The organism is Micromonospora sp. SH-82, assembly GCF_051132485.1.
GTDB lineage: Bacteria > Actinomycetota > Actinomycetes > Mycobacteriales > Micromonosporaceae > Micromonospora.
Window position 1 is genome coordinate 4,885,210 of sequence record NZ_CP148049.1, and the last position, 24,409, is coordinate 4,909,618.

Consider the following 24,409-nt stretch of genomic DNA (forward strand, 5'->3'; position numbering starts at 1 on the left):
CCAAGGAGTCTCACGATGGAAGTACCGTCGATGGCGAAGCCGTCCCTACCGGGCAACTCGGTGCCGAGCCGAGTGTTGGTCACCGGCGGGGCCGGGTTCATCGGTAGCAGCGTCGTCGCCCGGCTGATGCTGATGGGCAGCCACGTCAGGGTGGTCGACGACTTCTCCACCGGCCACATCGAGAACCTCGCCGACGCCGCGTACGGCGGTCTCAAGGAGTCCGACGTCCTCGAAGGCGACATCCGGACCGCCGAGGCGGTCGACGTCATCCACGAGTGGGAACCGGAGGTGGTCGTCCACCTCGCCGCGCAGAGCAGCGTCCCGGCCGCCCAGGAGGCACCGCTCTTCGACGCCGACGTCAACATCTTCGGCACCATCAACGTCCTCGACGCCTGCGCCCACAGCGGCGTGAAGCTGTTCGTCTACGCCGCCAGCAGCGCCGTCTACGGGATGGTCCCCCCGGAGGCCCTACCGGTACGCGAGGACCGCGCCCTGGCCGCGACCAGCCCGTACGGCATCAGCAAGGCCGTCGGGGTCTGCTACCTCGACTGGTACCGCCGCGAACACGGCCTCGCCTTCACCGCCCTGGCCCTGGGCAACGTCTACGGCCCCGGACGCGTCGACGGCAACCCGGGCGTCGTGTCGGTGCTGACCGAGACGCTGCTCGACGGCGACCGGCCCACCATCTACGGCGACGGCGAGCAGACCCGCGACTTCGTGCACATCAGCGACGTCGTCGACGCTGTCGCCCGCGCCTGTCACCACCCGGGGGCGGGGCTGGTCAACATCGCCACGGCCCGGCAGACCAGCATCAACGACCTGTACCGGACGGTCGCGGCGACCGTCGGGTCGGACCTCGCCCCCCGGTACGAGACGCACCCCGAGGGGGGCGAGATCCGTCGGATGGCGCTGGACAGCGGCAAGGCCCTGCAACGCCTCGGCTGGCGGCCCACCATCGGGCTCGCCGAAGGGGTGCAGCTCACCGTCCGGGAGACCCGCCGACGCCGCACCGGCGCCCAGCGGACCTACCGGCCCCTGACGGAGCAGCCGGTCCCCGTCGGACGGTGACCCCGGCCTGCGCCGACCGGGTCACCGGCGGCGCAGGCGACCGACCGGTCCGACATCCCCGCCGGAGGGGCCGTCCCGGGAACCCGCCGACCTGCACCGTGGCACCGTCACCGACGCCCATGCGGGCGGGGGCTCAACCCGGCAGCGCCGGGGTGCCGACCACTGTCGGCTCCGCCGACCGCGCCGCCCGGCCGAGGTCGGCGAAGACCGCCCCGGCCAACGCCGACCGGACCTGATCCCGCCAGTGTGGCTGCGGTGGCACCCCGCTGTCGCCCCACCGGGCGTGCCCGAGGTCGGTCCGGACCGGGCGGACCGCCGGACGGGGGAACCGGCTCCGCGACACCGGCCGGACCCGGTCGGCGTCGAGCCCGGCCAGGTCGAAGACGGCTCTGGCCAGCCCGTACCAGGTGGTCCGCCCCGCACCGGTCCCGTGGTAGGTGCCCGGGGGCGCGAGTCCTGCGTGCGCGGCCCGCCCCAACGCCACCAGCTGACCGGCCAGCGCCGTCGTCCAGGTCGGCTGACCGGTGACGTCGTCGACCACGTCGACGTGCGACTGTCGGGCGGCCCGGTCGAGCATGGTGGCCACGAAGCTGGGACCGTGGGCGCCGTACAGCCAGGCGGTACGGACCACGTAGCCGCGTCGGGGCAGCCACCGCCGGACCGCCTCCTCCCCCACCAGCTTGCTCCGCCCGTACGCGTTGACCGGTCCGGTCGGGGCGTCCTCGGCGTACGGCGCACCGACGGTTCCGCCGAAGACGTAGTCGGTGGAGACCTGGAGCAGGACAGCCCCCGTCGTCGCGCAGGTCCGGGCGAGGTGTCCCACCGCCACCCCGTTGACCTCGGTGGCCTCGGCCTCGGCGGGCTCGGCGCCGTCGACGTCGGTCCACGCGGCGGCGTTGACCACCACGTCGTGGCCGGGCACCGCGTCGGCCACCGCCCCGGCGTCGGTCACGTCGAGGATGCCCCGGTCCGCCGCCGTCACCACCGCGCCGGTCTCGGTCAGCGTCGCCACCAGGTCCCGCCCGAGCATCCCGGCGGCACCGGTGACCAGCCAGCGGGTCACTGCCGGTCCCCGTCGGCGAACGGGGTGGCCGACGGGGTGGCCGAGTCCAGCCCCACCCGGGCCACCGGCACCTCCGGGTCAGCCCCGCTCCACCACGACCGGTGTTCCCGGTACCACAGGACGGTCTCGGCGAGCCCGGTGTCGAACGGTGTCGCGGGGACGAACCCCAGCTCCTCGCGGGAGACGGAGGTGTCCAGGGAGTAGCGGCGGTCGTGTCCCTGTCGGTCCGGGACGTACCGGACGCTGTCCCAGGTCGCCCCGCAGGCGTCGACCAGCCGCTCGGTCAGCTCCCGGTTCGTCAGCTCCGTGCCGCCGCCCAGGTGGTAGACCCGGCCCGCCCGCCCACGCCGCAGGGCCAGCGCCAGCCCCCGGGCGTGGTCGTCGACGTGCATCCAGTCCCGGACGTTGCCGCCGTCGCCGTAGAGCGGCACCGGCCGCCCGTCGAGCAGGTTGGTGACGAAGCGGGGGACGAGCTTCTCCGGGTACTGGTACGGCCCGTAGGTGTTGGAGCCCCGGGTCACCACGACCGGCAGCCCGTGGGTGCGGTGGAAGGCCAGCGCCATCAGGTCGGCACCGGCCTTGCTGGCCGCGTACGGGGAGTTCGGGGCGAGGGGGGCGTCCTCCCGCCACGAGCCGTGGTCGATGCTGCCGTACACCTCGTCGGTGGAGACGTGCACGAACCGGCCGACCCGGTGGCGGAGGGCGGCTTCGAGCAGTTCGGCGGTGCCGAGGACGTTGGTGCCGGCGAATATCCCGGCACCGGCGATCGACCTGTCGACGTGGGACTCGGCGGCGCAGTGGACGACGGCGTCGTGTCCTGGGACGACCCGGTCGAGCAGACCGGTGTCCCGGATGTCGCCGGGCACCACCCGCAGCCGGGGGTCGCCGGTCACGGGTGCCAGGTTCGCCGGGTTGCCGCAGTAGGTGAACAGGTCCAGGACGGTGACGGTGACGTCGGCCAGGTCGGTGAGACCGCCCGACAGGACACCACGGACGAAGTGTGAGCCGATGAATCCGGCTCCGCCGGTGACCAGGATTCGCACTCCCACAGGCTATGTCAGACCGTACGGAATAGACGTCGTCTCACTTTCGACACGCGGAGGGCAATGGCCGAAAAAATACTTGACCGCCCCTACCATGGCCGTTATGCGGGGCGTACTCCTGGCGGGCGGAAACGGTTCACGTCTGTGGCCGTTGACCCGCGCCATGTCGAAGCAACTGATGCCGGTGTTCGACAAACCGATGATCTACTATCCGCTGACCACACTGATGATGGCGGGCGTCCGGGAGACCCTCGTCGTCACCACCCCGGACAGCGAGGAGCAGTTCCGTCGGCTCCTCGGCGACGGCACCCAGTGGGGCATCCGGCTACGGTACGCACCCCAGCCGCACCCGGGCGGCATCGCGCAGGCCCTGCTGATCGCCGAGGAGTTCCTGGCCGGCGAGTCGGTGGCGCTGGCCCTCGGCGACAACCTCCTGCACGGGGCGGGTCTCGGTCGGCACCTGCGGACCCTGCACCCGGTGTCGGGCGCCCACATCTTCGCGTACGCGGTGGCGGATCCCACGGCGTACGGAGTGATCACTTTCGACTCGTCGGGCCGGGCGCTGTCCATTGAAGAAAAACCGTCACACCCCCGTTCCTCGTACGCCGTTCCGGGCTTCTACTTCTATGATTCATCGGCCGTGAAAATTGCCCGCGAACTTCGCCCGAGTACTCGTGGAGAACTGGAGATAACGGCGGTGAACCAGGAGTACCTCCGCCGGGGGGAATTGCGGGTGTCGGTGCTCGGTCGGGGCACCGCCTGGCTCGACACCGGCACCTTCGACGACCTCGTCCAGGCCTCGGAGTACGTACGGGTCGTCGAGGACCGACAGGGCCAGAAGATCGGCTGCGTCGAGGAGGCGGCCTGGCGCTGCGGCTTCATCGACGACGACCAGCTGCGGGCGCTCGCCGCACCGCTGCGGGCCAGCGGATACGGCGACTACCTCCTACGACTGCTCGCCGAGCCCCGACCCGCGACCACCACCGTCGGGGAGTCGGCATGAAGATCCGGCCGTTGTCCGTCGACGGGGCGTGGGAGGTCTCCCCGCCACAGCACCGCGACGCCCGGGGCAGTTTCCTGGAGTGGCTCCGGGTCGACCACCTGGCGGCGGCCACCGGTCGGTCGACCCGGTTCCGGCAGGGCAACCTGAGCACCTCCGGCCAGGGGGTGGTCCGCGGGCTGCACTTCGCCGACGTGCCGCCCGGTCAGGCGAAGTACGTCTCCTGCGTCCGGGGACGGATCTGGGACGTCGTGGTCGACCTGCGGGTCGGCTCGCCGACCTTCGGCCGCTGGGAGTCGGTGGTGCTCGACGACGTCGACAGGCGTGCCGTCTTCCTCGCCGAAGGGCTCGGGCACGGGTTCTGCGCCCTGTCCGACGAGGCGGTGGTGTCGTACCTGTGCTCGACGACGTACCAGCCGGAGCGGGAGCACGCCGTACACCCGCTCGACCCGCGACTGGGCGTGGCCTGGCCGGTCGCCGATCCGATCCTCTCCGACCGGGACCGGGCCGCCCCCGGTCTCGACGAGCTGCTCGCCCAGGGTCGCCTGCCCGATCACGACGCCTGCCGACGCCTGGACGCCGAGTCCTCCGTCCCGCCCCCCGGCGTCCCGGCGGGCTGACCCAACCCCCTGAGGCGATGCGTACGCCGGTTCGGCACCTCCCGGTCGGCGGGTCCCGACCAGGACGAAGCGACCCCGCCTCACCTTCACCATCTCGCCCCTAATGTCCGAATCCTCCCGGTATGTTTCCGTCGGTAGATGACGAACGTGCCCTACCGGAGGGGTGGAGACACATGTACGGGGTTCCGACGAAGGGTCCGTCGATCGGCGGCGGTCTGGCCACCACCGGCGCGGCGGTCCAGTCCTGGCTGCTCGTGGGGATCGGACTGGTGGTGCTCGGCGCGTCGCTCTGGCTCGCCACGTACGCCGGCCGGTCTCGGTGAGTCGTACCACGCTGCTCCACTGGGGACGTGCCCTCCTCGGAGCGGCCTGCGGGATCGCGCTGGGGATCACGTTGTTCGAGCGGTGGCACGACGTGGCAGTGGCCGAGGCGTGGCTCAACGCCCGCCTGGTCGCGGCCGTCGGGCTGGCCGACACCACCTCGGTCGGGGCGGCGGTGACCTTCCCGCTGGACCAACGCTGGGTCGGTTTCCTGGTCTCCACAGGCTGTTCGGTGGCCATGCTGCTGATCCCACCGTTCGTCCTGGCGTCCCTGCTGGTCGGCTTCCGACGCCTCACCCTGCCCCGCGCCGCGATCGCGGTCTCCCTCGCCGTCGCCCTGCTGGTCGCCGTCAACCAGGTCCGCCTCGCCGCCGTCGTCGCGGCGATGCAGCTGTGGGGTTTCGAGCTGGGCTACCAGCGCAGCCACGTCCTGATCGGCTCGGCCATCAGCACCGTCGGGCTCATCGCGGTCGCCATCGTCTTCCTGCTCCTGGTCGGCAGCGGGCGCAGACCGGGGAGGCTCCGCAGTGCCCGTTGAGATCCAGTCCCTGGCCGTGCTGAACACCGTCGCCTTCCTGCTCTGCGTCTACTTCTGCGCCTACGTGCTGAGCATCCTCGTACTCCACCTGCGCACCACCCGGTCACCCGGCGGCGACCACACCCGCTTCGACTGGCACGTCATCGTGCCGTGCCGCAACGAGGCCACAGTCGTCGCCACGACTTTGCGCCGGCTCCTGCACGACATGCCGGACGTCACCGTGTGGTGCGTCGACGACGCCTCCGAGGACGGCACCGGCACGGTCCTGCACTCCTTCGTCGCCGACCCCCGGGTCCGGGTGATCACCCGACGCCGACCCGACGCCGTCCAGGGCAAGGGAGCGGCACTCAACGCCGCCTGGCGGGCAATCCAGGACCACCTCCCGCCCGACGCCGACCTCGACCGGACCATCGTCGGCGTCCTCGACGCCGACAGCTACCTGGACCCCCGGTGTCGCTCCGCCCTCGCCGGCCCCCGGTACTTCGGCAGCGACACCGTCGCCGCCGTGCAGATCGAGGTCCGCATGATCCAGTGCGCCCGCCCCACTCCCGGCCTGGGCCGGTGGGGTCGGCTGCTGGTCCGGTTGCAGGACATGGAGTTCCGCGCCCCGATCGCGGCGATGCAGTCGCTGCGTCGGCACACCCGCAGCGTCGCCATGGGCGGCAACGGCCAGTTCACCCGGCTCTCCCTGCTCGACCGACTCGGCGCGGAACACGGCACCCCCTGGCACGGGGCGCTGCTGGAGGACTTCGAACTGGGCCTGCACATCCTGTTGCAGGGTGGCGGTACCGAGTACTGCTCCGAGAGCTGGGTGGCCCAGGAGGCCCTCACCCGGGTCAGACCGCTGATCCGGCAACGCGCCCGCTGGGCCCAGGGATCCATGCAGTGCGGCCGGTACCTGGCCTCGGTGCTGAACTCCCGGCGGATCAGCAACTCCGCCATCATGGAGATCTCCCACTTCCTCGCCGCGCCCTGGTGCCAACTCGTGGGCACCCCCGTCTACCTCGGCTGCCTGGGCGTACTCGGTTGGTACGTCAGCCAGACCGCCGGCGGCGTCGCCGGCTGGTGGACCTCCGGCGGGTGGGGGCTGCTCCCCCTGGTGGCGCTCTTCGGCGTCGGCCCGTTCGCGGTCTGGGGGCTCGTCTACCGCAACCGGTGCGAGCCACACCTGTCCGTCACCGCGGCACTCGGCCTGGGCGTGGGTCACTGGCTCTACAGCTACGTGCAGTCGGTGGCCGTCTGGATCGCCCTCGGCCGGATGCTCACCGCCCGATCGGAATGGCACAAGACCGCCCGCGCCACCGACCCGGCGACCGCCACCGCCCGCACCACCGACCCGGCGACCACCGGCGTCGCTCCCGCCCGGGTGACCGCCACCAGCCCGGCCCCCACCGGCCAGGCCAACACGGGTCCGGCCGCCACCGGCCAGGCCGCCACCAGGCCGGCCGTCACCGGGTCCGTGCTGCCCCGGCGGGCCGTCCGGCCCGCCGGTCCCCTGGTGATCCGCGCGAGCGTCCCGGTCACCCAGCCACCCACCCAGAACACCCCGATGAACCGCCCCCACCCCACCACCAACAGCGACAGCGACAGGAAGCGAGCTCTCACATGCGCAAGGTAGGACCGGGTCTCACCCGGGTGGCGACCGCACTGGTCGGTGGACTGGCGATGGCCGTGTTGGCCGCGTCACCGGCGATGGCCGACACCTCACAGTCGACGGCCTCCGCCCTCCAGATCAGCCTGCTCGGCGGTGGCCTGGCCAGCTCCGGGTCGGCGAGCGCCACCAACGACGGCACCACCGAGTCGATCTCCGGCAACGTCAACCCGCCGCTGACGGTGCTCGGCACCCAGACGGTCATCACCGCCGGGGTGTTGGGGCAGGCCGTCCGGGCGTTCAACGACGGCACCTCCGCCGCCTGCGCCGGGGTCCTGGGCGCCGGTGGCTCCATCACCATCGGCGCCGGAGGCGCGTGCACCGCGACGCCCGGCGCCGCCGTCAACCTGGTCCTCGGCACCAACGGCCTGGCCACCATCACGCTCGTCGCCGACGCGCTCTACTCCTCCTGCACGGCGACCAGCAGCCCGTCGGCCACCGGCAGCGCCAGCCTGGTCAACGCGCGCATCGTGTCGACGGTCCTCGGGATCCCGACGACCCTGCTCTCCCTGCCGGCCAACCCGGCGCCCAACACCGGGCTGAGCATCCCGGGTCTGCTGGACCTCACCCTCAACGGGCAGACCAGCTCCGGCACCGGACAGCTGACAGTGACCGCGCTGAACCTCACCGCCCTCGGCGGTAGCCTCGCCGGCGTCACAGTCGGCAGCGCCGGCTGCGGCCCGAACGCGATCGCCCCGCCGATCCCGGTGATCCCGCTCGCCGGAGCGCCGATCGCCCTGGGCCTGAGCGCCCTGGCCGCCGGCACCGGTGGCGGCATCCTCCTGCACCGGCGCCGCCGCGCCGCCGCCCGGAGCTGACCGATGGGACGCGGCAGGGCGGGCGTACCCGACATCATGGTTCTGGCGGGCACCCGACCCGAGGGTGTCAAGATCGCTCCACTGGTCCGCCTGCTCTGCCGCGACCCGCGATTCACCACGACGGTGCTCGACACCGGACAGCAGCCCGACCGGGTCGACGAGGCCCTGGCCCCGTTCGGGCTCAAGGCGGACCTCGCCCTCACCCTCCGGCGACGCAGCGGGCTCCTCGCCGAACTCGCCGCCGAACTCACCACCGGAGTCGAGAGCGTGCTCGTACGACACCGACCGGACGCGGTGGTGGTGCACGGCGACACCACGACCGCCCTCGTCGGCGCCCTGGTGGCCTTCTGGAACCGGATCCCCGTGATCCACCTCGAAGCCGGACTGCGCAGTCACGACGTGGCACAGCCGTTCCCGGAGGAGGCCAACCGGGCGATGGTGGCCCGCTGCGCCGACCTGCACCTCGCCCCGACCCCGACGGCCCGGCGCAACCTGCTCGCCGAGGGAGTGCCCGCGCACCGGATCGTGGTCACCGGCAACACCGTCGTCGACGCGCTGCACACCCTGCTGCGCGAGGGTCAGGCCCGACCACCGTCCTGGGTCGACCCGCGACGCCGCCTCGTGGTGGCCACAGTCCACCGTCGGGAGAACTGGGGCACCGGCATGGCCGAGGTCCTCAGTGCCCTGGCCCGCATCGCCGTCGAGCACTCCGACCTCGACCTGACCCTGGTCACCCACCCGAACCCGCACCTCGCCGAGCAGGTACGCGCCGGTCTCGGGCACGTCCCCCACGTCCGGCTCGTCCCGCCGCTGCCCTACCCGGAGATGATCGGCCTGCTCCGCGCGGCCACAGTGGTCGTCACCGACTCCGGTGGACTCCAGGAGGAGGCGGCCAGCCTCGGCGTACCGGTGGTGGTGACCAGGGAGACCACCGAACGCCCGGAGATCGTCCAGCACCGCCTCGGTGACCTGGTCGGCACCGATCCCGATCGGATCGTCGAGGCGGTCGCCGATCGACTGGACCGGCCGGACCGGCACCCCGGCGGCCTCCCCTTCGGGGACGGGCAGGCCGGGCGACGGTGCGTACAGGCCATCGCCGACCTGCTGGTGCCGACCTCCGCCGACCGGGTCCTCGCCCCGCGTACCCCGCCGTCAGCCCCGGTTGCGGTACGTCCGCGACGCCGCCTCGATCCGGTTACCGGTCCGCGTCCCCGGCCCGACCTCCCGGCGTACCCGCTGGTAGAGGTAGAACCCGCCGCCCACCACCACGGCTCCGACGAGCAGGTAGACCACGACGCCCAGTAGCTGCTGCAGCAGCCACACCGCCACCATCCCGACGAGCAGCAGACCGGCGATCGGTAGCAGGATCCACCCCAGCAACTTGGCGTTCATCGTCTCTCCTCCTCGCGACGTCGACACCCTGTCCGCCTCCAAACATGCCACACCGACGCTGCGGCGGCCCGCTCCCCGTACCGCCCCCACCTGCTCCGACCCGGTTCGCTGCCGCCTCAGGCGAGGAGTTCGACGTACCCGTCGCAGGCGTGCAGGCGGATCCGCTGCCCGTCGCGGATCCGCCGGGTGGCCCCCTCCACCCCCACGACGGCCGGCAGTCCGTACTCCCGGGCGATCACCGCGCCGTGGGTCATCAGGCCGCCCACCTCCGTCACCAGGCCCGCGACGGTGACGAACACCGGCGTCCAACTGGGGTCGGTGTAGGGCGTGACCAGGATGTCCCCCCGCGTGAGGTCGGCCTCGGCCAGGTCGAGGACGACCCGGGCCCGGCCCTCGACGGTCCCGGCGGAGACCGACAGGCCGACCAGGGCACCGGCCGGCACGTCGGTGCGACGGTACGACCCGGAGACCGACTCCCCGTGCGAGGTGAGCACCCGGGGCGGGGTGAGCGACAGGTACGACCGGAAGTCCTCCCGGCGACTGCGGATCAGGGCCGGGTCCACCCGGTGGGTGCCCACGGCGTCGCGGAACTCCTCGAAGGTGAGGAAGTAGGCGTCCTCCCGCTCGGCGAGGACACCCGCCCGCACCAGCCGGTCGGCCTCTGCGAGCAGGGCCTGCCGGTAGACGAGGTAGCGGCTGACGATGCCGTACTTCGGGTACTCCCGGTAGCCGACGAAGGCCCGGACCCGTTCGATCATCCGACCGGCCTCGTCGGCCCTGCGCTCCCCGTCCGGTAGGACCCGCAGACGCTCCACCACCTCCCGTGCCTTCGCCTCGGCCGTGCGCCGCCCCTGCTCGAATCGGCGTCCGGCGGCCCCCGGCTCGAAGTTGCGGACGTTGTCGAGGATCAGGGGCAGCAGCGTGGCCGGGTGCTCGCTCCACCGGGGCCGGGTCACGTCGATCTCACCCACGCAGCGCATCCCGTACCGGTCGAGGAACGCCTCGACGGCGGCGCGCGCCTCGGTCCCGCCCGGGAGTCTCGGCAGGTCGGCGAGGAAGTCCCCACCCTCGACCCGTTCGAGGTACGCCACCACCTCCGGATGGGGGCGGATCACGTCGGCGACGTCGAGGAGCGCCAACCCCATCTCCGACGTGACGTTGCCGGGAGCGGAGAGGGTGAGCGTGTCGACGGCGTTCCGCTCGCCGAGCCACTCCCCGAGCCGGTCGTCGAGCCACCACCTGGCCTCCATCCCCGCCATGATCGCCCGCATGCTCACCGGATCGCCGAGGACCCGTCTGTGCTCCTCGAAGGCCTCCAGCAGGAAGTCGAACAGCTCCGGCCCCCGCCGGGTACGGATCTCCCGCCGCAGGGCGGCGACCGACCCCTCGTCGCGCCGGATCAGCTCCGGGACGACCTCCGCCCCGACCTCGACCGGGACGCCTCCCCCGACGGGCGGACGTCCACCGGAACCACCGACGGGCGGTCGTCCTGCGGTGGCCTCGTCCGGTGACGGGGCGACGACGTCGCCCCGGTCGAGGACGGTCCGCAGCGCGTCGGCGATCAACGGATCGGATCTCTCCATCACCTCCAGGAGGCGGGTACGGCTCGACGCCACTGCCAGGTGCCCGGTGACGTCCACGAACAGCCGCCCACCGGCCTCGTGCATCGGGGCCATCGCGGTCAGCCGCCACAGCGACAGCCCCAGGGGCTTCATCGGGTCGGTCATCATCTGCTGGTGACCGACGGAGACGTAGACGTGGTACGCCTCGTCGTCGGTGGCCGGTACGGGGAACAGCGTCGTGATCGGCCGACTCTGGACGACGTGGAGGTCCTCGTCGACCCGGCACCACTCGACGTCCTGGGGTCGGCCGAGCCGGGCCTCGATCCGGCGGCCGAGCCGCACCAGCCGTACGACCTGCTCGTCGGTCAACGTCGGTGTTGCTGGTCGAACCTCCTCGACCTGCGCCCCACCGGATGCGGCGGCGGGCCGGGCGGTGTCGGACCGGTGCCCGGCGGCCGGGGTCCTGGTGACGACCCCGCCGTCGCGGACCCGGAGGACGTCCGCGTCCACCTGCCCGCCGACCAGCGCCTCGCCGAGGCCGAAGACCGCCTCCACGGTGGCGACCCGCCGGTCTCCCGTGACGGGGTCGGCGGTGAACAGGACGCCGGATGCCTCGGCGGGGACCATCCGTTGCACCACCACCGCCATCTGCACCGACCGGTGGTCGATGCCGTTGCGCCGCCGGTAGGCCACCGCCCGGTCGGTGAAGAGCGAGGCCCAGCACCGGCGGACGTCTCCCAGGATCGCTTCCGGGCCCACCACGTCCAGGTGGGTGTCGTGCTGGCCGGCGAACGAGGCGGTCGGTGAGTCCTCGGCCGTCGCGCTGGACCGGACCGCGTAGGCCCCGTCCACGCCGAGCCGGGCATGGGCGTCGGTGATCGCCGCCACCACGTCGTCCGGGACGAACGCCCCCGCCACGGCCGCGCGCAGCTGCGCGCTCAGCGCCCGGGCCGACTCCCCGTCGTCCGGGTGGAGGTGGGAGAGCCGGTCGAGCAGGTCGCCCACCTGGGGCGTCCGCGCCACGATCCGCCGGAACGCGGCGGTCGTCACGCAGAAGCCCGCCGGGACCCGCACGCCGTCGACCCGCGCCAGCTCCCCGAGGGACGCGCCCTTGCCGCCGACCGCCGCGGCCCGCGTCCGGTCGACCTCGTCCAGCCCCAGGACGTACGGCCCGGTCACCGGGACACCACCCGGAGGTACGCCCCCACCGCTCGCCCCGTCCGTCGACCTCGAACCACCCACGTCGCCCCCTCCGACTTCCGCCGACACCCGGTCAGGCCGACGATTCTGCGCCCGGACCAGGGTCTTGCCACAAGCCCCCCACTGTGATATACGGTAAGAGTGGCAGGGAGTCGACTCCCTGCCTTCTCCCTGTTCACGGGGTTTCCTTGAGGTGACCGGCTCGCCGACGATGCCCTGTCGGCTGCCGTGAACAACCGATCATGCCCGGCCGGTGGGGCCGTTCGCGGTACGGCGACCCGGCCCACGGTGACCGTACGATCCCGGTACCGATCCGCTGAGTCACCAGCTGAAGGAGCCGGCATGGCTCGAAGCGCCAGTGCCTGTCTGTCCACTGTGCTGATACTCGGACTCCTGGCCGGGTGCGGCGAGGAACCCACCGCCGCCCCGGATCCGGTGCCGTCGGTCGAGGAGACCCCCGCCGACCCCGACCCGACACCCACCCTCCCCACACCTCCGGCCACCTTCACCGAGACGACCGCGCCGCCACCGACCACCACCCCGCCCGCCGAGCCGACACCCGACCGGCTCGACGAGGACGACCTCGAAGCGGCGTTGATCGACACCGACGCCCTCGGCGACCGGTGGCGGCGGGTCGACGCGGGATCACCGGACTCCGGGGCGTGGCCCTGCGACCGCAGACCCGACAGCACCCCGCACGCCACCGCCGTCCGGTCGCTCTACCACCAGGGCACCCCACCGCTGCAGGCCACCGTCGTCCTGTACGCCTTCGCCGACCCCGACGAGGCCACCGGACACCTCGCCGAGCTGCGCGAGAACGTGCGCTCCTGCGGCGACGTACCGGTGGAGTTCCCCGACGGCGACGGCACGGCGGTGTCGTTCACCGAGATCGAGTTGGTCCGCCCCGCCGAGGCCGCCGCCGACGCCGAGGTGCTGTCGGTGGCGGTGCGCCAGACCCGGCACGGACAGCCGGTGGCCGAAGGGGTGGGGGTGACCTTCCGCCTCGGTGACGTGGTGGGGGCGGCGAACGTCGTGGCCCCCGCCCGCCGGGACCAGCTCATGGACCAGCTCGCCGTCGAGGTGACCCGACGGCAGATGGACCGGGCCGCCGCCCGTCTGGGGCGGGGCACGTGAGGCTCGCCGCCGCCCTGGTGCGCGCCGGACTCGCCCGCGCCCGGGCCGCACTGGGACGCGTCCGGGCCGGGTCGGTCCGCCTGCGTACCGTCCTACGGACCCGCCCGTGGCCCCGGATCGGAGAGGTGGTGACCGTCGTCGCGGCCTGCCTCGCCCTGGTCGTCTCGGTCTGGACGGCCTCCGGGAGCAACGTGCGCGCCGACCGCTCCCGCGACGACGACCTGCGGGCCCGGCTCCGCGACGACATGGCGGTCCTCGGCGAGTTGGAGGCCAAGATGCGCGGGGACGAGGCGGCCCGCCAGGCGGCGTCCCTGCAACTCGGGGTCCGGGCCGTCGACGCCTGGGAGATCATCAACGCGCTGGGAGCCGACCGGGTCTCCCCGGTGGACCTCGCCCTCACCGCGCAGGCCCTGGCCACCTCCGGGATGGCCGCCGACGCCGAGGCGGCGATGGGGTGGGCACTGCGCCGACAGACCGGCGAGGACGTCAGGGTGGTCCTGCTCAACAGTGCGATCTCGGTGTACTACCAGACCGGGGACCTGACCCGGTTACGGGCGGTAGCGGGTGAGGTCGTCCACCTCTACACCGACCGGCTGCACCGACGCCGCGCCGAGGGCAACGGGTACGCCAACCTCGGGGCCGTGGACGAGGCACGGACCCGGTACGTGTGGGCGTACGCCGAGGCCGCCTACCGCAACTGCGACAGGGCCGAGGAGCAGTACGACCGGGCGGTGGTGCTCACCGGGGCCCTGGACCCCCCGGCGTCCTCGCTACCCGGGCACCGGGCCAACACCGAGCAGATCCTGAAGCAGAACTGCCCCGCGGTCCTGCCCGCCGCCCGGTGACCGGGGCCGGCACCCGGGGGCACCTCACCTGACCGGGGCCGGAACCCGGGGGGCACCTCACCGGTACGCGGCGGCCTGGGTGCCGTAGAGGGCGGCGTAGAGCCCGTCCAGGCGGACCAGGTCGTCGTGGGTGCCCACCTCACGGACTCCCCCGTCGCCGACCACGATGATCAGGTCGGCGGCGCGGACCGTCGAGAACCGGTGCGACACGAACACCGTCACCCCACCGCTGTCGGCGGCGACCCTCGCCGCCCCGTCGACGTACCGCTCGAACAACCGGTGTTCGGCCTCGGCGTCCAGCGCCGACGCCGGTTCGTCGAGCACCATCAGCAGCGGGGCGTCCCGCATCATCGCCCGGCCGAGCGCCAGCTGCTGCCACTGCCCGCCGGAGGCGTCCACCCCACCGTCGGCGTGACTGCGACCCAGCCGGGTGTCCAGCCCGTACGGCAGCCGGTCGGCGACGGCGCTCTGCGCCCGGGCCAGGGCGTTGCGTACGGCGTCGTCGTCGGTGGCGCGAGGCAGGTCACCGACGCCGACGGCCAGCCGGGCCGTCAACTCCGGGCGGGCGTAGTCCTGGAACGCCGCGGTGGTCCGCGCCCGCCAGGCGGCCAGGTCGAGGTGGCGCAGGTCGACCCCGTCGACCAGGATCGCCCCCCGGTCGGGCTCGTAGAACCGGTTGAGCAGCTTGACCAGCGTGGTCTTGCCCGCCCCGTTCTCCCCCACGATCGCCACGGTGCTGCCCGCCGGCAGCACCAGGTCGACGTCGCGCAGCACCGGCTCGGCCGCCCCCGGGTAGGTGAAGGTGACATGCCGCAGGCGGATGCCCTCCCGCAGCCGGACCGGTGGGCTCACCGGTGTGACAGGCGCGTCGGGTGGGGTGACCGGGGCCGACACCAGGTCGCGTACCTCGTCCAGCCGGCGCAGGGACCGGCCGCTGCGCACCAACTGCTGCGTGATCGTGGCCGCGGCGGCGACCTGGTGGTTGAGCTGGGAGGCGAGCACGATCGCCAGGACCACGGTGCCCACGCCGACGTCACCGCGTACCGCGTCGCGCACCACCAGGACCAGCGCGACGACGTACCCGAGGGCGAAGACGGCCTGACCGGCGGCCCGCCACAGCCCGGCGGTCAGCTCGCCCCGCCACAGGCGGGCGGTGGCCCTGCGCCAGTGCAGCGCGTAGCGCTCCTGCAGGTGCTCGACCAGCCCCAGCAGGCGCAGTTCCTTGGCCGAGGCCGCGTCCGTGGTCAGGTCGAACAGGTGCCGGGCCTGTCGGGTGTCGACGGTGCTGTCCTCGCGGGCCCGGTCGAGGGCGGCCTGGGCCCGCCGACCGGCGAGCAACGGCAACGCGGCGAGCAACGGCAACGCCACCAACGCCGGGTGGGCCATGGTCAGCAGCGCGGTCGTCAGCAACAGCCCCACCGCCAGGGACCCCCCGGTCAGCAGCGCCTGCAACCCCTCCCCGATGCGCTGGAGCTCGTCCTGGACCAACGCCATCCGGTCGGCGTGGTCCGGTCGCTCGTGGTGGTCGAGGTACGGCGTGCCGTTGCTGACCTCGATGAGCTGCTCGTCGGTGGTGAGCACCACCAGTTCGGCGACCTCGAAGTACGCGATGTGGGCGAAGTGTGCGCAGGTCAACGCCGCGATCGCGGCCACCGCGACGGCCAGACCCCACCCGGCCGCAGCCTCGGCGCGCCCGGCGGCCGCCGCGTCGGTGAGGTTCCGCAGCGCCACCGCCCCGAACGGCACCGCCACCGCGTTGCCCGCCATCAGCGCCACCGCCACCGACATCTTGCGCCGGTCCTGCCGCCACGCCAGCCGCAGCAACGTCATGATCGCCGTCACCGTCGCCTCACCCCACCCTCTGCGCTGCCGGATCACGGCCGGGCTCGTCGTCGACGAAGCGCTCCGCCTGCAACGTGAACATCGCGGCGTACCGGCCGCCGACGGCCATCAACTGGTCGTGGCTGCCCTCCTCGACCACCCGGCCCCGGTCCAGCAGGACGATCCGGTCGGCCAGCCGGACACTGGAGAGCCGGTGCGAGATGAGGATCGTCGTCCGGCCCCGGGTCAACTCCGCGAACCGGGCGAAGAACTCCGCCTCGGCACGGACGTCCAACGCCGCCGTGGGCTCGTCCAACACCAGCACCGTACTGCCGTGGTAGAGCGCGAAGAGGGCACGCGCGATGGCGATGCGCTGCCACTGCCCGCCGGAGAGGTCCACCCCACCGTCGTAGGCCCGCGACAGCAGGGTGTCCAGCCCGTCGGGAAGCGCGTCGAGGGTGTCGAGCAGCCCCACCGCCTGCGCCGCACGGCGGATCCCGGGGCGGTCGTCGAGGTGCTCCACCGCGCCGAAGCCGATGTTGGCCGCCGCCGACAGCTCGTAGCGTACGAAGTCCTGGAACACCACGGCGATGCGCCGCTGCCAGTCCCGGGCGGGCAGGTCGGCGACGTCCGTCCCGTCGACCCGGACCGCACCGGCGTCCGGCGAGTAGAGCCGGGCCAGGAGTTTCACCAGGGTGGTCTTGCCCGCCCCGTTCACCCCGACCAGGGCGGTGCACCGCCCGGCGGGGATGTGCAGGTCCAGTCCGTCGAAGACCGGCTCGGCCGCCCCGGGATACCCGAACCGCACCCCGGTGACGTCGATCGCCGGGGCGGTGGTGGCGGCCGGTCCGGCCCGGCCGGTGTCGGCGGGCTCGGGGTGACCCGCCATGGCCCGCTCGAACGCCGTCACGGCGGTCTCGGCGTTCATGCCGTACTGGGTCTGGGTGTCCGAGTCGGGGTAGAACTCCCCCAGCCGGATCAGCGCCGTCACCGCCTGCAACACCAGCGCCAGCGCCGCCAGGTCGAGGACGTCGTCGGCGGCGCGGACCCCGGACAGGGCCAGCACGGCTGCCACACCGACCAGCCCGACTGTGGTGTACACCAGGTAGGGCCGCAGGTAGATCCGGCGGCGCTCGGCCCACACCGGGTCCAGGCTCCGGCGGTAGACGTCCCGGTAGCGTCCGGTCAGCCAGCCGGTCAGGTCGAAGACGCGCAGTTCCTTGGCCGCCGTCGGACCCATCGCCAGCCTCCGCAGGTAGCGGCTCTCCCGGCGCAGCGGGGCGACGTCGCGGATGACCCGGGCGTAGCGTCGCAGCCCGCCGCGCTGGCCGTGGCGGAACAGCAGGACCACCGCCAGCATCGCCACCGCCGCCCAGGGGTCCAGCACCACCGCGACGACCGCGGTGAAGCCGGCGACCTGGGTGTACGGTCCGACCAGCGCTATCAGCCCGGCGTACGCCGCCCCGGGGGTGCGGAACGCGAACCGGAGCTCGTGTCCGGCCTCACCCAGCTCGTCGAGGACCGCCGGGTCCTCCAGGGGCGTGATCTCCCGGGTCGACAGGGACGCCTGGATGAGCCGCCGGTACATGTGCCCGTCGACGTTGCGACCGAGCCGCTCACCGACCGCCTTCTGCGCCGCCTCGGCCAACTGCAACGCGACCAGCGCCGCCCCGGCGGCGGCCAGTGGCCACCACACCTGTGCCTGTGGTGCGCCGTCGCGCAGCACCGGCCCGATGCGGCCGACGGTGGTGGCGACGGCGATCGCGAAGACCACAGGCAGCAGGCCACGCACCCCGCTCAGGGCCAGGGCGACGGCACTCGGGCCGACTCCGGCGGCGGGCCACAGACTGGCGATCCGCAGCCTGGCGGCGGCGGCCTCGCGCAGGGATCCGGCTCCCGCTGTGGACACGGCCATCGAGGTCAGCCGAAGATCTCGTCTCGCAGGAACACCGGCAGGTCCAGTTCCTGCGCGCAGGAGCGCACCGAGACCCGGTAGGACTCGACGACCTCGGGGCTGTCGGCGACCGCCAGCTCCGGATCCGTCAACACGGTCACCGGCCGGTCCCGGAACCGGTACTCGTCGGCGTCGCCGTGCAGGCCGGGCACGACGTACGGCTCCGGCTCCACCGGATAGTGGATCTTCGACTGGTCGGAGTTGAGGTCACCGGCGGCACCCCAACCGGTCAGCATCTGCGGCCGGTACAGGTGCCCGACGCCGAGGCGGTCGAAGAGCCGGGACACCGTCTCCTCCGGGCGGCGGCTGCATTCGTACGGGAAGTGGGTCACCGCCACCCCCTCGGCTGCCGCGTACGCCCGCATCCGGGCGTAGTTCACAGTGCTGAGGACGAAGTTCTCCACCACCCGGGTACGACCGATGCGCCCCTCCCACTTGGCCATCCACGAGTCCAGCGAGGCACGGGGGTGCCGGTCCAGCACCAGCAGCCGCAGCCGGTCGACCGGCCACCCGGCTTCCACGAGGCAGCGGACGGGGTTGAACAACGCCTCGAACGGCACGTACGGCCCGGCCATCTCCTTGGCGAACAGCACCGGCTCCCCATCGGGCAGCTTCCACGGCGAGCCCTCGCCGCCGGTGAGGACGAACCGACCGATGGTCTTGACGGGCTGGTAGTAGGCGGCGGCCCCGGCCATCCCGAACAGGTTCGTCACCGCCGTCGACCCGACCCGACACCGCCCCCAGCCGAGCACCAGCAGCGGATGGTCGGCCGGGCGTCGACCGGCGAAACCGTCCCGGAGGGTCCGTACGATCCGGGCGGTGACCTCGTCGACGGTGGTGGTGACCACCTGGTAGCGCCCGTCGGGCGGCAGGGCGACGCCGGTGAGCGCGTCGTCGTCGCCGGCGGCCAGCCGGTGCAGCAGCGGGTAGGGGTCGGTCATGACGGCTCCTGGCGGGTCGGGGATTCAGCCGAGGTCGAGCAGGGCGGCGACGTCAGTGAGGGGCACCGGCCGCAGCGCCGCCTCGCACAGCAGCGTCTCGACGCCCCGCAGGGACCGCAGACAGGTGTCGGCGGGCACCCGCCGGGTGTCGGCCAGCAGGTGCAGCGCGCCGCCGCCGACCAGGTGGGGCATGGACAGGAAGAAGGTCATGTCGTGGCGGGCGACGGCGGCGACCTGCCGGACCGTGGTCCGGGCGGCCAGGTCGGTCAGGGTGGCCCGGTCGGGCTCCCCGGTCGGGGGGTCGAAGTCGCGTCCCATCCGGGAGTCGTTGAAGTACACCGACAGGTCGGCGTGGGTCCCCTCGGCCGCGATCAGCTCGTCGAGTGCCTCCGGCGGATAGGTGGCGTGGAAGTAGGACTCGGTGGAGTCGCGGTAGCAGCGCCGGACGGCGTCCTCGACGTCGCCGTCGCCGACGTCGAAGACCAACAGCGCGTTCTGGGCGATGCCGGTGGCCAGCTCCCGCTGGCGGGGGGTGTTGCGGTTGCCCGCGATCAGCTTCACCACGGCCCGGTCCCGACCGGTCAGCGCGGCCTGGACCAGCAGGGCTGCGGTCAGCACCACAGTCGACGACGACGCCCGGGTGCGCCGGGCCAGCACGGCGGCGGCCACGGCCACGGCGGTCGACTCCATCCGCCACGTGACCACGGGCAGCGGGCCGCCGTCGTGCTCCGGCCCGTCGAAGATCCGGTGTGGGACCGCCGGCAGCCGTTCCCGCCAGTACGCCAGTGACCGGCGACCCCGACGCTGCCCGGCCGGTGAGGACTCGTAGGCGGCCTGGTCCACCGGCTGCCACCCCGGCGGGGGCAGGGTCCGGTCGCCCTCGACGAGGGTGCGCAACTGTGCCGACAGCAGTTCCAACGACCAGCCGTCCAGCGACACGTGCGAGGCCGCCAGGGCCACCGCCTCGACGAGTCCGTCGACGCGCAGCAGCGCCAACCGCAGCGGCCACTCCCGGTCCAGCCGGAACGCGTCGGCGGCCAGCTCGGCGGCGACGGCGGCGGCCTCCTCGGGCAGTGCGGCGGCGGTGGTGTCGCGCAACAGCGGCGTGTACGCCCCGTCGGCGTACGACGTCTGTCGGGGTCCGTCGACGCCGTCGCTGATCACTGTCCGCAACACCTGGTGGCGGGCCACCAGCTCCGACCAGGCCCCGGTGACCCGTTCGACCGGGACCGGGGCGGTCAGCCACACCACCCGCCTGATGTTGAAGTCCCGGCTGGCCTCGCCGAACCACCGCATCGGCTGGTACATGGCCGTCTGCCCCCAGGTCAACGGCGCGGAGACGGCGGTGGCGCCGCGGGACTGGGCCTGGCCGGGGCGCGGCTGGTGGCCGCTCATCGCGGCGGCCACGGCGCGGACGGTCCGCCCGTCGAACACGTCGGCGATCCCCACCGGTAGGCCCAGCTCCTCGTCGAGCCGGGTGACCACCTCGACCACCTGCATGGAGTCGCCACCGAGTTCGAAGAAGTCGTCGTCGACGCCGAGGCGGTCCACCCGCAGCACCTCGGCGACCACCGTCGCCACAGCCGTCTCCAGGTCACCGCTGGGCGCGGCGTAGCCGGTGCTCAGTGCGGGTCGTTCCGTCGGGGTGGCTGGCAGGCGGCGGGTGTCGACCTTGCCGTTGGGGGTGAGGGGATACTGCGCCACGTACCGTAACCGGCTCGGGATGGACGCCTCCGGCAGCACGGCGGCGAGGTGGGCGCGCAGCTGCGCCTCGGTCGGTCGCGGGTCCGCCTCGGAGCGCAGGTACGCGACGAGGTGCAGGTCGTGGCCGTCGGGTTCGGCGATCACCACCGCCTCGGCGACGCCGGGGCACCGGCGCAGCGCGTCCTCGACGGCGGGCGGCTCGACGCGTTGGCCCCGGATCTTCACCTGCCGGTCGGCCCGACCGAGGACGTCCAGGACCCCGTCGGGTCCCATCCGGCCGAGGTCACCGGTGCGCAGGAGGCGGTCTCCCCCGCCCGCCGGGTGCGGGATCCACCGCTGGGCGGTCAGCCCCGGCTGACCGTGGTAGCCCCGGCCGACGACGGCCCCGCCGAGGCAGATCTCCCCGGTCCGGCCCAGCTCCACGGGCCGACCCTCCTCGTCGAGGACGTGCACCTCGGCGTTGGGGATGGGGGCGCCGACCGGCAGCCGGCACCCGACAGTGCGGTCCGCCCCGATCCAGTACCAGGTCGCGCCGACGGTCTCGCTCATCCCGTAGTGGTTGCCGAAGCCGGACTTCGGACTACCGGTGATCCACGCGTCGAACTCGGGGGTCAGGTGGAGCGGCTCACTGCCGATCATCACCTGGCGGGCGGCGTCCTCGACGCCCCCGAGGGCGGTCATCGCCCGCACGTGCGACGGGGTGAGTTTCAGGAACCCGCACGGCGCGGCGGCGGTCACCGCGATCAGGTCGTCGAACGCCACCGGCTCCGGGGCTACCTCCAGTTCCCAGTCGGCGACCAACGCGGTGAACAGCGTCATCACCGACCCGACGAAATACAGCGGGGCGTGCAGGACGGCCCGCTCCCCCGGCTGGAACGCGAACTCCTCGGCGCACCACCGCACGTAGTTGACCAACTGCCGGTGGGTGCCGAGCACCCCCTTGGGTTCGCCGCTGGTGCCGGAGGTGTACATGACGAACGCCAGGTTCTCCCCCCGGCACCCGCCGTCGCCGTCGTCGCCGAGGGTGTCCGGCAGGTCGGTCACGTCGAGCACGGCCGCCGGGTAGCCCTCGGGCACGAGCCCGCGCTGACCCGGCCCGGTCACCAGCACCGGGTCACCCGCGTCGGCCAGGATCCGGCCCCGCCGGTGCGCCGGGTCGTGGACCGACAGCGGCAGGTACGCCGATCCGGCCGTCAGCACCGCCAGGATCGCCACCACCGCGTCCACCGACCGGGGCAGCAGCACCGCGACGGGTGTCTCCGGTCCGGCGCCGTACGCCCGCAGCACCCGGGCGGTGTGCCGGACCCGGGTCCGCAGGTCCCCCGCCGTGACCTCGACGCCCGCACAGCGCAGGGCGACCCGGTCGGGGTCGGCCGCCAACGCCCTGTCGACGAGGACGTGCAGCGGCGCCCGGTCGATCGGGCGTCGTGCTCCGGTGGCGACCGACCACACCGGGTCCACCGTGGCGGGTCCGGCCGCCACGTCCCGGTCGTCAGGGGCACCCCCGGGGGTACGCAGGGACGCGGGCCGCAGGTCGGTCCAGTGCTCGGCGACGTGTTCCAGACACGCCTCCACCGCTCCGGTGAACACCGTCGTCCAACCATCCGGTACGGGCCGGTCGGCCGGCCAGAGGGAGTACTGCTCCTCGTCGTTGACGACGACGAGACGCGGGTCCGGACTCACGCGAGCCCACCGACGGTCTCCGCAGCGGCGGCCAACCGCTCGACGGGCTCGTGCCAGGCCTTGGTGGCGTACCAGTCTCCGGTGAACGAGGTGATCGTCGGGCTCCACCCGTCGTGGGCGTCGGCGTAGGCTGCCACCTCCCGCCAGAGGACGTCCACCAGGGCCGAGTACCGGCAGGCGACGCGCAGGTCGTCCAGGGTGAAGGGCGGTCCGTCCATCCGGACCAGCCGGATGTCGTACGCGCCCCGGTACTGCCGCCCGCCGACGGTGAACGGGGGCTGCCACATCGCCGCCCCGGGTGCCCGCAGGGTGTAGCGGACCCGGGAGGTGCTGTGACCCCCGTGGCGCAGGTCGCCCCACTCGCCGATGTCGGGCACCAGCGGCGGGAAGAAGTAGTGCCGCTGTCGGGGGACCTCGGCGCGGTCGAAGTTGCCGGGGACGAAGTGCCACCGGTTGTACATCATCCGCTGGGCGACCTGCCACAGGACGTCGGTGACGGCGGCGGGGGCCAGGTCGGCGGCCATCCGGGGGCTGGGCAGAACGCAGCAGAAGAAGTCCGGCTTCTTCAGCCCCGCCACGTCGTCGCCGTACCGTCCGGCCGGGCCGTCGAGCCGGGACAGGTCCCGGACACCGCTGGACATGCCGTAGTCGGCTCGGGCCTCGACCACCGCGCCGAGGACGATCCCCTCCAGGATCCGGACCAGGTCGCGCTCGTCGCCGTCGGTCTGTGCGGTACGCAGGGCGGCGGTGGTGGCACCGCGTACCCACGCGGCGGCGTCCGCGCCGTCGACCGGGCCGGGCAGGACACCGGTGAGCGTCCGCAGCGTCGGGGGCAGTTCGACGGGGCGGCGTCCGCCCCGCTCCCACGACAGGAGGTACTCGTCCTTGGCGTAGGTCAGGCCGTTGATGCGCCGGTACCGGATCTGCCCGCTGCCGTCGACGCGTTCGACGAGGTCACCGGCGAGCGCGGCCAGGTCGGTCAGGGTGGCGGTGCTCAGGCGTCCGGTGGCCGGTTCACCGAGGGCGTGCAGGTACGTCGCGCACCGGGCGGTCAGCACCCGGCGCAGACCGACGGCGGTGAGTTGACGACCGTTGAACTCCTCGAACCGGACCGCTCGGCCGGTACGGAACAGCAGCTGGATCGTGGCGACGAAGAGTCGCTCCTCCGGGCTCCAGTCGGCCGGGGGCCGGTCCCGCAGCGCCGGGAGCACCCCGTCACGGATGAGGGTGCTGGAGCCGGAGTCGGAGCGGGAGAAGACCCGCCGCTGGACGTGGATCAGGACGGTCTCGACGCGTTCGACCCAGTCGACGACCTCTTCCAGACGGTCGGGGAGGGTGCCCTCGGCGTGCCAGGTGTGCAGCAGCTGGTCGAGTTCGTGGCGCTGGTGCTCCTCCTCGACCTCGGCCGGCAGGCACTCCTCGTCGATCATCTCGATCATCCACTCGGGGAGCGCGAGTTCCGCCACCACCTGTTCGGTGGGCAGGTCCCCACGGGCCGGTTCGTGGACCGTCAGCTTGCCCTGAGCGGAGTGGCAGAGCACGAACCGGGCGGGCGGGGCGTCGACCCCCGGCTCGGTCAGCCTCAACTCCTGCCGACCGAGGACGTGTCGGACGATCGCCTGCTCGCGCACTGTCAGCCCGTCGAAGGCGGAGCGGAAGGGCACCTTCCCCGCCATGGTGAGCAGCCGCAGCATCGCCGTCTGGGCGCTGTCGCCGAACAGTGCGACGGGGTCGCGCACGTCCCGCAGTTCCTGGCCCCACCTGTCGACCTTCGTCCGTCGCACGTTCCCGCCTTTCGTGAACCGGGCAGGCTTCGGCGTACGCGGGCCACGGCTCCGACCCCGGCCACCGCCACGCGGTGATCGACAGGTGACGCAGCGACCGGTAGCCGACCTGGAGAGGGAGGGGGCCGTGGCGGTGCCACGGTGTGGTGGGAGACGACGTCCACACCGGTGTGGGAGCGCTCCCGACTCGGAAGTCTCACCGACACCGATAGATGTGTCAATATCGTTAACAACGATCTGCCTGTATGGACGATCGATACTGCCCAG

General features: G+C 73.0%; 18 protein-coding genes. 10 read left to right on the forward strand and 8 right to left on the reverse strand.

Annotated elements, in window-relative coordinates:
- Positions 1-15: 15 nt before the first annotated feature.
- Positions 16-1,068: an NAD-dependent epimerase/dehydratase family protein gene (locus tag WHN02_RS21450; RefSeq protein ID WP_434740494.1), complete on the forward strand. Its 1,053-nt coding sequence runs from the start codon at positions 16-18 to the stop codon at positions 1,066-1,068.
- 133 nt (positions 1,069-1,201) lie between these two features.
- Here the strand turns inward: WHN02_RS21450 and rfbD are convergent, their stop codons facing one another.
- A complete protein-coding gene (rfbD, locus tag WHN02_RS21455) occupies positions 1,202-2,131 on the reverse strand; it encodes a dTDP-4-dehydrorhamnose reductase (RefSeq protein WP_434740495.1) in 930 nt (309 codons plus the stop codon).
- Positions 2,128-3,174, reverse strand: coding sequence for a dTDP-glucose 4,6-dehydratase (gene rfbB / locus WHN02_RS21460; RefSeq protein WP_434740496.1), 1,047 nt, complete (start codon positions 3,172-3,174; stop codon positions 2,128-2,130). Before rfbB ends, rfbD begins: the two co-directional genes overlap by 4 nt.
- 103 nt (positions 3,175-3,277) lie before the next feature.
- On the opposite strand from rfbB, the gene rfbA reads away from it, so the two are divergent.
- The 7 genes from rfbA (at position 3,278) to wecB (ending at position 9,427) form a co-directional block, all read left to right on the forward strand.
- Positions 3,278-4,177 carry a glucose-1-phosphate thymidylyltransferase RfbA gene (rfbA, locus tag WHN02_RS21465; RefSeq protein ID WP_434740497.1) on the forward strand — a complete coding sequence of 300 codons (900 nt, stop codon included), beginning with the start codon at positions 3,278-3,280 and terminating at the stop codon, positions 4,175-4,177.
- On the forward strand, positions 4,174-4,794 hold the full coding sequence (gene rfbC / locus WHN02_RS21470) for a dTDP-4-dehydrorhamnose 3,5-epimerase (RefSeq protein ID WP_434740498.1): 621 nt from the start codon (positions 4,174-4,176) through the stop codon (positions 4,792-4,794). Before rfbA ends, rfbC begins: the two co-directional genes overlap by 4 nt.
- A gap of 173 nt (positions 4,795-4,967) precedes the next feature.
- Positions 4,968-5,117 (forward strand): hypothetical protein, encoded by a 150-nt coding sequence (locus tag WHN02_RS21475; RefSeq protein ID WP_350897231.1) that lies wholly within the window; start codon positions 4,968-4,970, stop codon positions 5,115-5,117.
- Entirely contained in the window at positions 5,114-5,653 is a 540-nt protein-coding gene (locus WHN02_RS21480; protein WP_434740499.1) for a hypothetical protein, read from the forward strand. The genes WHN02_RS21475 and WHN02_RS21480 overlap by 4 nt, the downstream gene beginning before the upstream one ends.
- Complete coding sequence (locus WHN02_RS21485) at positions 5,643-7,271, forward strand: glycosyltransferase (protein ID WP_434740500.1); 1,629 nt, start codon at positions 5,643-5,645, stop codon at positions 7,269-7,271. Before WHN02_RS21480 ends, WHN02_RS21485 begins: the two co-directional genes overlap by 11 nt.
- Positions 7,259-8,122: a choice-of-anchor P family protein gene (locus tag WHN02_RS21490; RefSeq protein WP_434740501.1), complete on the forward strand. Its 864-nt coding sequence runs from the start codon at positions 7,259-7,261 to the stop codon at positions 8,120-8,122. Before WHN02_RS21485 ends, WHN02_RS21490 begins: the two co-directional genes overlap by 13 nt.
- 3 nt (positions 8,123-8,125) lie before the next feature.
- Positions 8,126-9,427: a non-hydrolyzing UDP-N-acetylglucosamine 2-epimerase gene (gene wecB / locus WHN02_RS21495; protein ID WP_434740502.1), complete on the forward strand. Its 1,302-nt coding sequence runs from the start codon at positions 8,126-8,128 to the stop codon at positions 9,425-9,427.
- A gap of 203 nt (positions 9,428-9,630) precedes the next feature.
- Here the strand turns inward: wecB and rph are convergent, their stop codons facing one another.
- Positions 9,631-12,255, reverse strand: a complete 2,625-nt coding sequence (rph, locus tag WHN02_RS21500; RefSeq protein ID WP_434740503.1) for a rifamycin-inactivating phosphotransferase — start codon at positions 12,253-12,255, stop codon at positions 9,631-9,633.
- A 363-nt stretch (positions 12,256-12,618) separates the two neighbouring features.
- Between rph and WHN02_RS21505 the strand changes: the two genes are divergently transcribed.
- The gene (locus WHN02_RS21505) at positions 12,619-13,410 is read left to right on the forward strand and encodes a hypothetical protein (protein ID WP_434740504.1); all 792 of its coding nucleotides are present in this window, start codon (positions 12,619-12,621) and stop codon (positions 13,408-13,410) included.
- Positions 13,407-14,255: a hypothetical protein gene (locus WHN02_RS21510; RefSeq protein WP_434740505.1), complete on the forward strand. Its 849-nt coding sequence runs from the start codon at positions 13,407-13,409 to the stop codon at positions 14,253-14,255. The genes WHN02_RS21505 and WHN02_RS21510 overlap by 4 nt, the downstream gene beginning before the upstream one ends.
- Positions 14,256-14,312: 57 nt before the next feature.
- Here the strand turns inward: WHN02_RS21510 and WHN02_RS21515 are convergent, their stop codons facing one another.
- Genes WHN02_RS21515 through WHN02_RS21535 form a run of 5 tightly spaced genes read right to left on the reverse strand, consistent with a single transcriptional unit; the run spans position 14,313 to position 24,142 of the window.
- Positions 14,313-16,097 (reverse strand): ABC transporter ATP-binding protein, encoded by a 1,785-nt coding sequence (locus WHN02_RS21515; RefSeq protein ID WP_434740506.1) that lies wholly within the window; start codon positions 16,095-16,097, stop codon positions 14,313-14,315.
- Between the two features lie 7 nt (positions 16,098-16,104).
- On the reverse strand, positions 16,105-17,991 hold the full coding sequence (locus WHN02_RS21520) for an ABC transporter ATP-binding protein (protein WP_434740507.1): 1,887 nt from the start codon (positions 17,989-17,991) through the stop codon (positions 16,105-16,107).
- Between the two features lie 5 nt (positions 17,992-17,996).
- A complete protein-coding gene (locus WHN02_RS21525; protein WP_434740508.1) occupies positions 17,997-18,971 on the reverse strand; it encodes a hypothetical protein in 975 nt (324 codons plus the stop codon).
- A 24-nt stretch (positions 18,972-18,995) separates the two neighbouring features.
- Positions 18,996-22,358 (reverse strand): AMP-binding protein, encoded by a 3,363-nt coding sequence (locus WHN02_RS21530; protein ID WP_434740509.1) that lies wholly within the window; start codon positions 22,356-22,358, stop codon positions 18,996-18,998.
- Positions 22,355-24,142 (reverse strand): hypothetical protein, encoded by a 1,788-nt coding sequence (locus WHN02_RS21535; protein WP_434740510.1) that lies wholly within the window; start codon positions 24,140-24,142, stop codon positions 22,355-22,357. Before WHN02_RS21535 ends, WHN02_RS21530 begins: the two co-directional genes overlap by 4 nt.
- Between the last annotated feature and the right edge of the window lie 267 nt (positions 24,143-24,409).